We start from the raw sequence: 12593 nt of genomic DNA, 5'->3' as shown, positions 1-12593 counted from the left end.
CGGTTGGCAGCGTGACATGGCGACACCGTTCGATCTGATCATCCGAAATGGCACCCTCGCAACGCCGAGCGGCTTCATCCAAACCGACGTTGCAGCACGCGGTGGGTGGATCGTGGCGTTCGGCTCGTTCGCGCCGAGCGAGGCAAGAGAAGCAATCGATGCGCGCGGCCTTCACGTCTTGCCGGGCGTCATCGACACCCAGGTGCATCTGCGGGAGCCGGGCAACGAGCACAAGGAGGACCTCGAGACGGGGACTCGCGCAGCAGCACTCGGCGGCGTCACGGGTGTCTTCGAGATGCCCAATACGAACCCCAGCACCACGACAAAGGCGCTGCTTGAGGACAAATTCGCACGCGCCAAGGGGCGCGCATGGGTCGATCATGCCTTTTTCGTGGGTGCGACCCATGGGAACGTCGCCGAACTCGCGACGCTGGAAGCGCTGCCGGGTTGCTCGGGCGTCAAGCTCTTCATGGGAAGCTCCACCGGAAACCTGCTCGTGCCGGACGACGACGGCGTGCTCGCGGTTCTTCGAAGCGGCCGCCGGCGCATGGCCGTGCATGCCGAGGACGAGACGCGCCTCGTCGAGCGCAAAAAAATCGCGATTGAGGGTGGCAAGCCGCAATTCCACCCCGCGTGGCGCGATGAAGCGACCGCACTCAAGGCAGTCGAACGGCTGATCGCACTTGCCCGGCAGGCGGGGCGGCGAGTGCATGTTCTTCACGTCACCTCGGCCGGCGAGATGACCCTCCTCGCCGCGCACAAGGACATCGCGACCGTCGAGACCACGCCGCAGCATCTCACGCTCGTTGCCCCAGACTGCTATGACCGCCTCGGCACGCTCGCGCAAATGAATCCGCCAATTCGGGATGCCGGCCATCGCGAGGCATTGTGGCGCGCCGTCGCAGACGGCGTCGTCGACGTGATCGGCTCCGACCATGCGCCGCACACGCTTGAGGAAAAGTCGAAGCCCTATCCGCAAAGCCCCGCGGGAATGCCCGGGGTGCAAACGCTCGTGCCGATATTGCTCGATCATGTCAATGCCGGCCGTTTGACGCTGGAGCGGTTCATCGATCTCACGAGCGCCGGGGCTGCTCGCATTTACGGAGTTGCAAGGAAGGGGCGCATCGCCATCGGTTACGACGCCGACTTCACGATCGTCGACCTCAAGGCGCGGCGGACCATCGAGAACCGGTGGATAGCGAGCCGCTGTGGTTGGACGCCGTTCGACGGGATGTTGGTCACCGGCTGGCCGAAGTTGACCGTGATCCGGGGCCATGTGGTAATGCGCGACGATGAAATCGTCGGTACACCCCAAGGCATGCCAATCCGGTTTCTCGATACGATCCCGCCCGAGTTTTGAATCCGGAATTCGCTCACAGTTCCGCACCGAGATATGGCGAAAATCGGAGTCGGCACACGAGCGCTGACCCTCGCGGATTCTTCTGGTATCTTTCCAACCGGCAACCGGATGAATGAAAGTTAGGTCGGGTGCAAGGGTGGGGTTGGAAGGCGTCACGTTGGAAAAGGCGCGGGTTGACAGCATTGTCGGTGAGGGGTGGCGCCGCGCGGCCGTGCGCGCCTTCGGCGAGGCTGCGATGGCATCGGCATTTGCTGCGTTTCTGGCGCTGCCGATACTCGGGGTTCGGGTGGTTACTGCAATAGGCGCCGTGACGCTCATCCCGCGTCTTCACTGGGTCGTCGTCGGCAGTGCGGTCGTATTTGTGGGCCGATTGGCATTGTCGCTCGTTTGCTCGTTCGGGTTACCGAAACGCACCATCTTGACCACTGCAGTGCGCACGAGCCGTGCAGCTGCCGAAACATCGGAGCGGCGACGGTTGATTATTGGCTCGGCGCTAGCGCTCTTAGCCGCATTCCTCCCGCTCTTTCCCTTTTCGGATTCCTATATGGTCGATCTCGCGATCACGGTGTTGATCTATGCGATGCTCGGCTGGGGCCTCAACATCGTCGTCGGCCTCGCAGGTCTTTTGGATCTCGGCTACGTGGCGTTCTACGCGGTCGGCGCCTATACCTTCGCACTCCTCTCGCACTATTTCGGTCTCAATTTTTGGGAGTGCTTGCCGCTCGCCGGCTTCGTCGCGGCGACGTGCGGCGTCATCCTCGGCTTCCCGGTCCTCAGCATGCGCGGGGACTATCTGGCGATCGTCACGCTCGGCTTCGGGGAGATCATCCGCATCATCCTTCTAAATTGGGTGAGCTTCACGGGTGGCCCCGGCGGGATTCTCGACATTCCGCATCCTACTTTTTTCGGATGGGGCCTCGATACGTTGCCGGGCGCTGTTGCGCATTCGGCGCATTGGGTTCCGTCTCGTCTCATTCTGTTGTTTTACCTGATCCTCGGTCTGGCACTTTTGACCAATATGTTCGCCTTGCGAGTGCGGCGGCTGCCGCTTGGGCGCGCATGGGAGGCGCTTCGCGAAGACGAGGATGCGTGCCGCGCGCTCGGCCTCAATCCGACGAACCTGAAACTCTCGGCGTTTGGCATCGGGGCGCTATTCGGCGGTTTTGCAGGCTGTTTCTTCGCGGCACGCCAAGGCTATATCAGCCCTCAAAGCTTCACCTTCGCCGAGTCCGCGACCGTGCTCGCGATTGTCGTGCTTGGGGGGATGGGTAGCCAGATTGGGGTATTGACCGCGGCAATTCTGCTGGTTTTTTTGCCCGAGCTCGGCCGCGAATTCGCCCATTACCGCATGCTGGTGTTTGGCCTTGCCATGGTCGCGATCATCGTCTGGCGCCCCGGCGGCCTTGTCGCCTACCGACGGCCGACGATCTTGCTCGGTGCTGCGAAATCCGGATCTTGAGGCCGCTCAAGCGCCGACGCGCTTTTCCCTCATATAGTGGCGGCGCGCCTTGGTGCGGTTGCCGCACACGCTCATCTCGCACCAGCGCCTGCTCTTGTTTTTGCTGAGATCGACGAACAGCCAGCCGCAATGGGGGAAGGGGCACTGCTTGATGCGGTCGAGCTTGCCCGTGGTCAGAAGATCCGCCGCCGAGCGCAAGACCGGCCAGAGCGGCGCTTCGAGACGTGCGCTCAGGTCGTCCCATGCCCATTTGAAATGCCCATCCTCCGCGAGGATTCGCGCGTGACGCAGCGCTTCGGCGAGGGCTGCGTTGAAGCTTTCCATCGTCTCGTCGGGGATGCGATCGTGTGTCGCGATCGACGCAAAGATATCGTGAATGGTATCCCGCAAGGCGAGTGCGCGATGAAATGCCCTGACAGCACCCGGGCCATCCGCGTGCCCGCGCGCCAAGAGGGCCTGTGCCTCAGAGAATGAGAAAGCATCGGCATGCATGGCCCAGGCGATGAGATCCTCGTAGGCGGTCAAATGCTCGATCTCATGCTCGCCATCTCGGAGGCCGGATACCGTGTTCACGAAATCGAGACAAAGCACGCCGCCGATCAAGGGAAGACTTCCGGGGCGCGGATCGTGGACCTTCGAGGGTTTGTCAGATTGTAAGGTGGTCATAAGGCAAGCCATAATGGTTTTCACTGGTTAGAGTAACACGGAAGAGCGTCCTGCGCCACGGTCATTTAAGAGAGTTCTAATTTTGAATTCTTTCGGATCAGGCGACGATGAGGCTTGCAAAACGCCTCCATTGCAGCCAATTAGAGGGTCACAGTATCTGCTTCGGCACTTGCCGATCTGCCCCGACCTTTCCGCCGACCCGATCTTGTCGCGGGAACGTCTCGGATTTCCGAATACGCCGCATTCTATGCGAAGTCGGCGGGGCGCATATCCTCGCAATCCATGAGGCCGGTAACTGAAACGAAGCCGTGCTGCGATCGTGCCGCACGGCCACTCGTCATTCTGAAGGAGCCATCATGGCAGTTGGAACGGTGAAATTCTTCAATAACCAGCGCGGCTTTGGATTTATCCAGCCGAGCGACGGGGCCAAGGACATCTTCGTCCACATCAGTGCCGTCGAGCGCGCCGGCATGTCGACGCTGACCGAAGGGCAGACCCTGTCTTTCGAAGTCGAGCGCGGCCGCGACGGGCGCGTATCCGCCATCAACCTCAAGGCGGCCTAAAGTCCAGGCGATCCATCGCCGCGCGCCTCTTGACGGACGCGCGCGGCGTGACGCCGGAATTTTTTTCGGCATCGTGCGAAATATCGGTTCGAAACGCGGGCTGATTCATAAAAATTAAACCTTGTTTTAGAGGGTCGTTAACCTTTCCGCCCTTAACCTTGATGTTACGGTCTCAGTTCGTCGAAGGGCCGAGGCCGAAGCTCCAAGGAGGGGCTCGACATGCTGAACCTCAGGCGCACCCTGTCGACCGATCCGCCCGGCCAGCCGCTCGATTCCGACGAAACCCACTCCGGTCAAACGCCCGCCCCTCTCGGCGTGCGCGAACAGCAGGCACTCCTCGATCGTAGCTTCCGTGTGCGCGTGTTCCCGGATTGGAAAGCGCTTGAACGGTTGTTCAGCCGTCGCGGCGAGAATTTTCCCTTTGTCGCCCGGTTCGTCGTGATCAATCTGATCGGGCTTGCCTTGGTGGCGGCGGCGTGGGCGGAGGGCCTGCTCGTGCGACCCTATAAGGCCGACGAGTCGGGCATGTGCTACCTGATCACGGTCCTTTTCGCCGCCGGCCTCGTGGCGGTTGCGCGCAAGGATTGGCAGACGGTGCGCTGGGCCGGCAATGCGCTCGTCTACCTCGGCATGGTCGGCACCGTGCTCGGCCTGATCATCACGGTTTCCGACCTCACCGTCGACAAGGCCCAGAACTTCGAGAGCTTCAAGGCGATCGTGACCTCGATCTATATCGGCTCGGCCACCGCCCTCTACACCAACCTGCTCGCCTGTATCGGCTATCTCTGGCTCGGCACCAACGCCCATCTGCTCGCGCGGCAGGAGGTCTGAGCCATGTGGCGGGGGATGAATGTTTCCTTCCGCGACATGCTGTTCCTCCTCGTCTTCGCCTACCTCGTGATCGGGGCAGTCGCCCTCGCGCATGTGGCGAAGAAGAACGAGGAAGCCAAGGGCCAGATCCCGCCCGGCAACGTGATCGTCGAGCTGACCTGGGACAAGGAGGTCGACGCCGACGTCGATCTTTGGGTGCAGGGGCCGGGCGACGTGCCGGTCGGCTATTCCAATAAAGCGGGCATCATCTTCAACTTGCTGCGCGACGATCTCGGCAAGGGCGGCGATCCCAACTCGATGAACTACGAAGTCGCGTACGGGCGCGGCCATTGGCCGGGTGAGTACGTGGTCAACGCGATGCTTTATCGCAGCCGCGACCACAAGTTCCCGGTCGCTGCCCACGCCCAGGTTTCGCTCCAGGACGAGAAGGGTGGCGTGCGGCGGGCCCTCGAATCCGATGTTCAACTCACCTTCGAGGGCCAGGAGACGACGGTGTTCCGCTTCAGGCTCGACGACAAGGGCGAGTTCGTGCCCGGCAGCATGAACCGCATCCACAAGGACCTGCGGAGTGCCAAGGGAGACAGCAAATGAGCACCTTCGTCGTCGCCTTCGTCACGCTCGCCTTCTTGCTGGGTGCGTTCGCCTATGTCGCGATGCCGGTGGGCAGCAAATTGCGCCGCACGCTCGTGAGCGGCTTCTTTGCACTTATCCTGGGTACGCTCTTCTTCGGTTATTCGGACATGCTCGGCCGCCCCAAGGCGACAGCACTCGAGGTCTTCCGCACCGACCTCAAGGACGCGCACGTGCTCGGCTCCTATCTCCGGGAGGGGCAGGGCATCTTCCTCTGGCTCCAGTTTCCCGAAGTGTCGGAGCCGCGCTACTACAAGCTGCCGTGGGACGAGAAGACCGCGAAAGCGCTTCAGGACGCGATCGAGCAAAATGCCAAGCAGCATGGCGGTGGCGTTGCCATGGCTTTGCCCTTCGAGCGGAGCTGGGACAAGGACGACCCGCAATTCTACCCGCTTCCCCAGCCCAAGCTGCCCGACAAGCAAGGCGAGGAGCCGCCGAAGGAACTCTACCAGGCACCCGAGCAGGGCGTCTGACCCCCATTCGATCGAAACGTCACGGGTGCTACGGCTCGCCCTAGCACGTCTTTCCTGCCGACCGCCTGCACCGATGGCGACAGCGGCAATCGTCTTGCCTATAATTCGGTGTTGCGATACGCGTCACGAACCAAAGGTGCGGGGCCTCCGCTGCCCATTCGTCCATCCTCATGACCTTCAGACCCAAATCCGTGCGAATTCCGCTTCTTTTGGCGGCGCTCGCCCTCGTGGCCGGATGCGGCAAGGTCGACTCGTCCCAGGCGGAAGTCTGCAACCGGGTTGCAGGCGTGGTGTTGTCAGAGGGGGCCGTAGAGTTGATCGGGAACGACGTCGACCCGGCGGTACTCCACGGCATCGTCAGCCGCGTCATCGTGCGGAAAGATACCGGTGAGAGCGAACTGCACGAAGTGCAATGCGAATTCGCGGGCGGTGCGTTCAGCGACGAGCGCCTGCACCTGATCGCCGTCACGACCGATACGGACGGACGGTTGTCGGAACTTCGCATGGCGATCCTCGAGATCGTGCTCGCGAAGATCCATGCGCAAGGGGAAAGTCCCGGTGCTGGAGCGAGGGTGGAGCCGGTGCGGTCAGAAGTCGGCTCCGGTGTGCTTTATTTCATCCAGCAACTCGTAAATGGCGCCACCCTCGGGTGCATCGTGGCCCTCATTGCGGTCGGATACACGCTCGTCTACAGCATCATCGGCGCCATCAATTTCGCATTCGGCGAGCTTTACATGCTGGGCGCCTTCATCGCCGTCGTCGGGGTCGCGTTGTTCATCGTACTCGGCCTCGATTCCCCCATGTTCAGCGTGATACTCGCACTGCCGATCGCGATGGCCTTCAATGCGGGGTACGGTTGGCTCATGGACCGAATGGTCTTCCGTCCGCTCCGCAAGGCCAATCCGCTCATGCCGCTTATCGCAGCGATCGGGCTTTCCATCGTGCTCCAGAACTACGTGTTCGTGACCGAGGGTGCGGGCAACATCTGGCTCCCGGAAGCGCAGTTGAGCGGCATCGCACTTGCCGAATCGAATGGCTTCAGCCTCTATGTGAATCCGAAGCAGGCATTGATCCTGGCGATCATGATCGTGCTCTCCTTGGGGACTTGGTACTTGCTGGCGAAGACTCCCTATGGGCGCGCTCAGCGCGCCAGTTCCCAGGACAGGAAAATGGCGGCACTTGTCGGCATCGATATCGACCGTACCGTCGCAACGACGTTCGCACTCGGCGGTGGCCTTGCGGCTGCGGGCGGGTTGATGGTCGCGAGCTATTATGGCGGGGTCAATTTTTCGATGGGCTTCCTCATGGGTTTCAAGGCGCTCACGGCCGCCATTGTCGGCGGCATGGGTAATTTCGCGGGCGCACTCCTCGGCGGGTTCGTCGTCGCGTTCGTCGAAACTTTTTGGGCCGGGTATCTTCAGAGCGCTTATCGGGAGATCGCGGTCTTCTCGCTTCTCATTCTGCTGCTCGTGTTCCGTCCCCAGGGAATCCTGGGCGAGCGATGAGATCTAGCGTTCGCGCTTCGCGGCACCGCCTCGCCAGACGTAAATCACGAGATTTGGATTTGTTACATCGCCCTTGTCGTCGAAGGTCAGCATGCCGACCGCGGTGTCGAAGGTGCCGCCATGCATCTCCTTGATGAGATCGGCGGTGGCCATGGATTTGGCGCGCTCTGCCGCTTGCACGACAACCTCGACCGCGGCGTAGGCGTAAAGCGTATAGCCACTCGCCTCGACCCCATATTCCCCGAGGCCCCCTGCAGCTGTTCGCCCACGCGGTGTGTCGAGCGGATCGGGAAGAAATGCCATGAAACTTCCCTCGCCGGCACTGCCGGCAAGCTGCCAGAATTCGGCGGCGACGAGCGTGTCGCCACCCGCCACCACGGCACTTGAGCCCTGGCGCCGCGCTTCGACAAGCAATCGAGCTGCGTCCTTGTAGTTCCCGCCATAGACGATGACGCCAACATTGTTGTCTTTCAGTCGCGTGACGAGGTCGGTGAAATCGACCCCTGGGCCGGCCATTGTTTTGTCGACGACTGGATGTATCCCGGACGACCGAAGCGCCTTGCGGGTCGAATCCGTGATCGTCAGGGCGTACGGCGTGCCGTCCGAAATGATCGCGACCGGCTGGCCGCTGAAATGATCGGCGATGTACTTGGCGAGCACCGGGCCCTGCATGTCCTGGCGGGGCACCGTGCGGAAAATATTGGGCGCGCCCCGCTCGGTGAGTGCGGGATCGCTCGATGACGGCGAAATCATCAGAAGATTGGCGTCGGTATAGATCGGCGCGGCGGCGATCGAGGCCTCGGAACAGAAATGCCCGACCACGAAAGCGGGTCGCTCGGCCGCGATCCCTTTCGCAACGCTCGCCGCCCGAGTCGACTCACAACGATCGTCGACACCGCGCATCTTGAACACGCTATCAAGGACACCGCCTCGCGCGTTGACGTGCGCCATCTCTTGCTCGACACCTGCGCGCATCTGGCCGCCGAAGCGGGTGTAAGGCCCACTCATCGGGCCGACGACGGCAATCGTCAGCGGGGGATTTTGCTTGGCCTTGAGGGAAGGAAGCTCATCGCAACCCGCGAGCATGGCGATGGATAGGCAGACAAGCAAGGCTTTCAGGGGAGACGACATTGACGCACGCTCGCGTGGATGCACAACCGGCAGGGTCGACCTTCCGGACGACGTTAGCATGACAGCCCCAGCGAAGCGAGGCTCGCGCGAATTCCGGCACAAGAAGCGGATGGTGCGGCTAAACCGATAAACCTAGGCTTGCGTCCTCCACAACCGGGGTGCGCACATGAAAGGGAACGAAGTACCGCGGATGGGCGGCATCGAGTGGGCGCTGCTCATCTCGCTGTCGATACTGTGGGGTGGGTCTTTCTTTTTCTCGAAGGTTGCCGTCGCCGCCATTCCGCCGTTGACGCTCGTTTTGGGGCGCACGGGAATGGCATCGGCAGTCCTTATTCTCGTCCTCTATGCCTTCGGCCAACGCTTGCCGAGCGATTGGACCGCTTGGCGGCGCAATTTGATAATGGGGCTTCTTAACAACGTCGTTCCGTTTTGCCTGATCGTCTGGGGGCAGACTCAAATCGAGAGCGGCCTGGCCGCCATTCTCAACGCCACGACGCCCCTTTTCACGGTCGTCCTGGCGCACGCGTTCACGCGCGACGAAAGGCTCGCGCCCGTGAAGCTCCTGGGCGTCCTGATCGGCCTCTCCGGCGCGGTGGTAACGATCGGGCCCGAGCTTCTCGAAGGCATCGGCCGGCATGGCCTCGCTGAGCTTGCCGTCATCGGTGCCGCGATTTCCTATGGATTTGCCGGAATATTCGGCCGCCGCTTCAAGGGCGTCAATCCGATGGTCACCGCAGCAGGGCAACTCACCGCAAGCACGGCGATGATGCTCCCCATTGCCCTCATCAGCGACAAGCCATGGCAACTCGCTATGCCGGGCATGACCGTTTGGGGCGCTTGGATCGGATTGGCGATCCTCGGCACCTCGCTCGCCTACATCCTGTATTTCCGCATCCTTGCGACCGCCGGCGCCACGAACGTCCTCCTCGTGACTTTCCTCATTCCGGTGAGCGCCATACTTCTCGGCGCGGTATTCCTCGGTGAACGGCTGGATCGCCGCGAGTTCGTCGGCATGGCGTTGATCTTTGCAGGCCTCGCATTCATCGATGGCCGCCTATTGCGCATCGTTTGGGGTCGGATACGCCCTCGACATCGTTCGAATTTCGGTCGATCGATCGGGTGAACCGGCGGATCGCCCATTCGACGGTCGCATAGGCACCGGCACGCGTCCGCGACGGGTTCAGGCCGAGGCAGGCAATACGTAAAGTGAAATCGTCAGGAAAAAGCAGGTGCTGCCCGCGACGACGCAGAGGTGCCAGATCGCGTTGTTGAAGGGCAATCCGTTCCAGCGATAGAAGATGAGACCGCCCGTGTAGGCAATGCCACCTGCAAGGATGAGTAAAACAGCGCCAAGCCCCGTCGCATCGTAGAGCGCTTTCGCCCACGCTACGCTAATCCAACCCATCGCGAGGTAAAGAGGTATTGCGATTTGATGAAAGCGCGCACCCCGCACCAGGCGAAGGACGATGCCGGTAATGGCCATCGACCACACGCAAAGGAGAAGGAGCCAACCGGAGCGGTGCCAGAGCGTCACCAACGTTATCGGCGTATATGTCCCGGCGATCAGCAGGAAGATCGTGCAATGGTCGACGGTGCGGAAAACGCGTTTCAGGCGCGGCTCTGGTATCCCGTGATAAAGGGCCGAGGCGGTGAAGGCAATAATGAGCGTTGCACCGTAAACAAGGGCCCCGATGAGCGGCATGACGTTCGCCTGGGGCCAGGCCCGTGTGACGAGCAGGATCAGAGCGGCAACGCCTCCCGCCGCAGCCGAGCCTTGAATGACCGAACTGACGATCTCCTCGCTTAGACTGCGATCGTTTTTCCAGGGATCAGACACTTCGCTTGATCCTACTCGCCCGTCATCCATGACTGCACTTCACTGTAAATTGGCGTGGGCAGTCGCCGCACCCAGTCTTAATGAATCTACCACATATGGTGCCCATCGCGCGCGGCCGTCTTTGTCGGCGAAGCCGGGCGGGCGACGGACAGAACGTTCGTTTTTGCTCGGTCGGGGCCTTGCCGCAACGCCACGGCAGACGCACGGTTGCCGCCTCTCGCACCGCGCACGACCCTATGCTAGCTTCCGCCCGACTGGAACGGAACGAGGCCCGTCGCCATCGGAACGGACGGCGTGCTGCAACGAGAGGGAGCGCTCACCATGGATAACTCGCGCCGTAACTTCCTGGCACTGGCCGCATGTGCTGGACTGGCGGTCGCCGCGCTGCCGATGGCCAAGGCCGATGCGGGAATTCTCGATGAGCTCAAAGCCGGGCAGAAAACGCTCATCGTCGGCACGGATGCGACCTTCCCGCCCTTCGAGCAGACGTCGACATCGGGCGAAAGATCGGGATTCGACATCGACCTCGTCAACGCCATCGCCGCCAAGATCGGCATCAAGAAAGTGGAGTTTCAGCAAGTGCCGTTCCGCGAGCTGATACCCGGCCTCGAGGCGAAGCATATCGACCTCGCCGCTTCGGCGATCTACATCACCGATGAGCGCAAGAAGGTCGTCGATTTTTCCGAACCCTATTTCTCGGGCGGCCTCAGCGTCATGCTCAAGCCTGACGACAAGAGCGTTGCGAAGGAGGCCGACCTTGACGGCAAGCGGCTCTCCGTTCAAGTCGGCACCAAGTCGGTCGACTATCTCAAGCAGACCTACCCGAAGGCCGAACTCGTCGTCAATCAGACGAACGATCAGATGTTTCAGGCCCTCCAAAGCGGTCGTGCCGACGCCGTCGTCACCGGCTATCCCGCCGCCCGCTACTACATCAAGACGCATGGCGGCGCCAAGCTCGCCGATTTCCTGCTCACCAACGAGAACTACGGCTACGCCGTCCGCAAGGACGACCCGGACCTGCTGAAGGCCATTGACGAAGCGCTCGAGTCGCTGAAAAAGGACGGCACGATCAAGACCATCCAGGAGAAATGGTTCGGTCCGGGGTCCTGAGGACACCCGGTCCGGGTAGGCCATGACGTCCCTCGGACTCGAGACCGTCGTCAAATCGCTTCCCTTCCTTCTCGAAGGGGCGCTCAGGACGATCGAAGTCGTGGTGATGGCCCTCATCCTCGGGGTCGGATGCGGGCTCATGGGCGGCTTCGCGCGCCTCTCCCATAGCAGGATTTTGCGCGCGATTGCCGCGGCCTATGTGTCCGTGATCCGCGGCACACCGTTTGTGGTGCAGCTCTTCTTCGTCTATTACGCGTTTCCTCAAATGGGCGTCGAGATACCGGCGATGGTCGCCGCGGTCGGCACTCTCGCTTTCTACTCGGGCTCCTATCAGACCGAGATCGTGCGCGGTGCGATCCAATCGATCGACAAGGGCCAGATCGAAGCCGCCAAGGCACTCGGCCTTTCCTACCGGCAGACGATGCGGCTCGTCGTTCTTCCGCAGGCCTTATTGCGGATGCTTCCGCCGCTCGGCAACGAATTCGTGGCTCTCTCCAAAAACTCGGCACTCGTCTCGCTCGTGACGGTCCAGGAACTCTTTCTGTCGGCGCAAATGGTCATCAGCTCGACGTTTCAGAACTTTGCAATCTTCCTCACGATCGGCATCATCTATTACGCGATGACGAGTGCGGTGGGCGCCTTCACGCAATACTTGGAACGTCGACTCAAGGTCTACGTGTGATCGTCATTGTACGACCCTAAGCCGGGGTCCCTGCGCCGCGTTTCGATCCCCTGGAAACCTTGGGCCGCTACTTGGGCCACTCGTTCACGAGCACGGTAAGGTGCTTTACGGTCGGCTCCATGTCGACGAGATATTCCGAATCCTTAGGCAAGTTGTGGGTTTCCTCGTACTTCTCTCCGGCGAAGCGCTTGATCGCCTCGATCGAGTCCCAATAGGAGATCACGGTGAAATCGCCGTATTGGTCGTCGATTCGACGAAACAGCTGAACCCCACGATTGCCGGGGATCGACTCGATCTTCTTGATGCCGGATTCGTAGATGTATTTCGTATATTCCTCTGCCTTTGC

Annotated in this window: 14 protein-coding genes; 10 read left to right on the top strand and 4 right to left on the bottom strand. The window is 61.4% G+C overall.

Annotated features, from left to right (window positions below; genetic code table 11):
* Positions 1-16 precede the first annotated feature (16 nt).
* Entirely contained in the window at positions 17-1360 is a 1344-nt protein-coding gene (locus VEJ16_08385) for a dihydroorotase (GenBank protein HYB09673.1), read from the top strand.
* A 211-nt stretch (positions 1361-1571) separates the two neighbouring features.
* Positions 1572-2819: a high-affinity branched-chain amino acid ABC transporter permease LivM gene (livM, locus tag VEJ16_08380; protein ID HYB09672.1), complete on the top strand. Its 1248-nt coding sequence runs from the start codon at positions 1572-1574 to the stop codon at positions 2817-2819.
* A gap of 6 nt (positions 2820-2825) precedes the next feature.
* Here livM and VEJ16_08375 read toward each other — a convergent pair whose 3' ends face one another.
* Positions 2826-3485: an ABATE domain-containing protein gene (locus VEJ16_08375; protein HYB09671.1), complete on the bottom strand. Its 660-nt coding sequence runs from the start codon at positions 3483-3485 to the stop codon at positions 2826-2828.
* 356 nt (positions 3486-3841) lie between these two features.
* Between VEJ16_08375 and VEJ16_08370 the strand changes: the two genes are divergently transcribed.
* The 5 genes from VEJ16_08370 (at position 3842) to VEJ16_08350 (ending at position 7487) form a co-directional block, all read left to right on the top strand.
* A complete protein-coding gene (locus VEJ16_08370; GenBank protein ID HYB09670.1) occupies positions 3842-4048 on the top strand; it encodes a cold-shock protein in 207 nt (68 codons plus the stop codon).
* A 219-nt stretch (positions 4049-4267) separates the two neighbouring features.
* Positions 4268-4879, top strand: coding sequence for a hypothetical protein (locus tag VEJ16_08365; protein ID HYB09669.1), 612 nt, complete (start codon positions 4268-4270; stop codon positions 4877-4879).
* Positions 4880-4894: 15 nt separating this feature from the next.
* Entirely contained in the window at positions 4895-5470 is a 576-nt protein-coding gene (locus tag VEJ16_08360; GenBank protein ID HYB09668.1) for a hypothetical protein, read from the top strand.
* Positions 5467-5982: a hypothetical protein gene (locus tag VEJ16_08355; protein ID HYB09667.1), complete on the top strand. Its 516-nt coding sequence runs from the start codon at positions 5467-5469 to the stop codon at positions 5980-5982. The genes VEJ16_08360 and VEJ16_08355 overlap by 4 nt, the downstream gene beginning before the upstream one ends.
* Positions 5983-6152: 170 nt before the next feature.
* The gene (locus VEJ16_08350; GenBank protein ID HYB09666.1) at positions 6153-7487 is read left to right on the top strand and encodes a branched-chain amino acid ABC transporter permease; all 1335 of its coding nucleotides are present in this window, start codon (positions 6153-6155) and stop codon (positions 7485-7487) included.
* Positions 7488-7490: 3 nt separating this feature from the next.
* Here VEJ16_08350 and VEJ16_08345 read toward each other — a convergent pair whose 3' ends face one another.
* Entirely contained in the window at positions 7491-8618 is a 1128-nt protein-coding gene (locus VEJ16_08345; protein HYB09665.1) for a branched-chain amino acid ABC transporter substrate-binding protein, read from the bottom strand.
* 166 nt (positions 8619-8784) lie between these two features.
* On the opposite strand from VEJ16_08345, the gene VEJ16_08340 reads away from it, so the two are divergent.
* Positions 8785-9741: an EamA family transporter gene (locus VEJ16_08340; GenBank protein ID HYB09664.1), complete on the top strand. Its 957-nt coding sequence runs from the start codon at positions 8785-8787 to the stop codon at positions 9739-9741.
* 57 nt (positions 9742-9798) lie between these two features.
* On the opposite strand, the gene VEJ16_08335 is transcribed toward VEJ16_08340, so the two are convergent.
* Positions 9799-10455, bottom strand: a complete 657-nt coding sequence (locus VEJ16_08335) for a hemolysin III family protein (protein HYB09663.1) — start codon at positions 10453-10455, stop codon at positions 9799-9801.
* Between the two features lie 321 nt (positions 10456-10776).
* On the opposite strand from VEJ16_08335, the gene VEJ16_08330 reads away from it, so the two are divergent.
* Positions 10777-11565, top strand: coding sequence for a transporter substrate-binding domain-containing protein (locus tag VEJ16_08330; GenBank protein ID HYB09662.1), 789 nt, complete (start codon positions 10777-10779; stop codon positions 11563-11565).
* Between the two features lie 22 nt (positions 11566-11587).
* Positions 11588-12247, top strand: coding sequence for an amino acid ABC transporter permease (locus VEJ16_08325; protein HYB09661.1), 660 nt, complete (start codon positions 11588-11590; stop codon positions 12245-12247).
* 67 nt (positions 12248-12314) lie between these two features.
* Here the strand turns inward: VEJ16_08325 and VEJ16_08320 are convergent.
* A partial coding sequence (locus VEJ16_08320; GenBank protein HYB09660.1) for an antibiotic biosynthesis monooxygenase occupies positions 12315-12593 on the bottom strand: 279 nt, incomplete at its 5' end.

This window comes from Alphaproteobacteria bacterium (assembly GCA_035625915.1).
Taxonomy (GTDB): Bacteria; Pseudomonadota; Alphaproteobacteria; order JACZXZ01; family JACZXZ01; genus DATDHA01.
This window is presented reverse-complemented; position numbering and strand designations above follow the sequence as displayed.

What these genes read in the sequence shown, in the direction of transcription:
- VEJ16_08385 (HYB09673.1), top strand. Translation starts at nt 17, where the DNA reads ATGGCGACACCGTTCGATCTGATCATCCGAAATGGCACCCTCGCAACG.
- VEJ16_08375 (HYB09671.1), bottom strand. Translation starts at nt 3,485, where the DNA reads ATGACCACCTTACAATCTGACAAACCCTCGAAGGTCCACGATCCGCGC.
- VEJ16_08370 (HYB09670.1), top strand. Translation starts at nt 3,842, where the DNA reads ATGGCAGTTGGAACGGTGAAATTCTTCAATAACCAGCGCGGCTTTGGA.
- VEJ16_08365 (HYB09669.1), top strand. Translation starts at nt 4,268, where the DNA reads ATGCTGAACCTCAGGCGCACCCTGTCGACCGATCCGCCCGGCCAGCCG.
- VEJ16_08360 (HYB09668.1), top strand. Translation starts at nt 4,895, where the DNA reads ATGAATGTTTCCTTCCGCGACATGCTGTTCCTCCTCGTCTTCGCCTAC.
- VEJ16_08355 (HYB09667.1), top strand. Translation starts at nt 5,467, where the DNA reads ATGAGCACCTTCGTCGTCGCCTTCGTCACGCTCGCCTTCTTGCTGGGT.
- VEJ16_08350 (HYB09666.1), top strand. Translation starts at nt 6,153, where the DNA reads ATGACCTTCAGACCCAAATCCGTGCGAATTCCGCTTCTTTTGGCGGCG.
- VEJ16_08345 (HYB09665.1), bottom strand. Translation starts at nt 8,618, where the DNA reads ATGTCGTCTCCCCTGAAAGCCTTGCTTGTCTGCCTATCCATCGCCATG.
- VEJ16_08340 (HYB09664.1), top strand. Translation starts at nt 8,785, where the DNA reads ATGAAAGGGAACGAAGTACCGCGGATGGGCGGCATCGAGTGGGCGCTG.
- VEJ16_08330 (HYB09662.1), top strand. Translation starts at nt 10,777, where the DNA reads ATGGATAACTCGCGCCGTAACTTCCTGGCACTGGCCGCATGTGCTGGA.
- VEJ16_08325 (HYB09661.1), top strand. Translation starts at nt 11,588, where the DNA reads ATGACGTCCCTCGGACTCGAGACCGTCGTCAAATCGCTTCCCTTCCTT.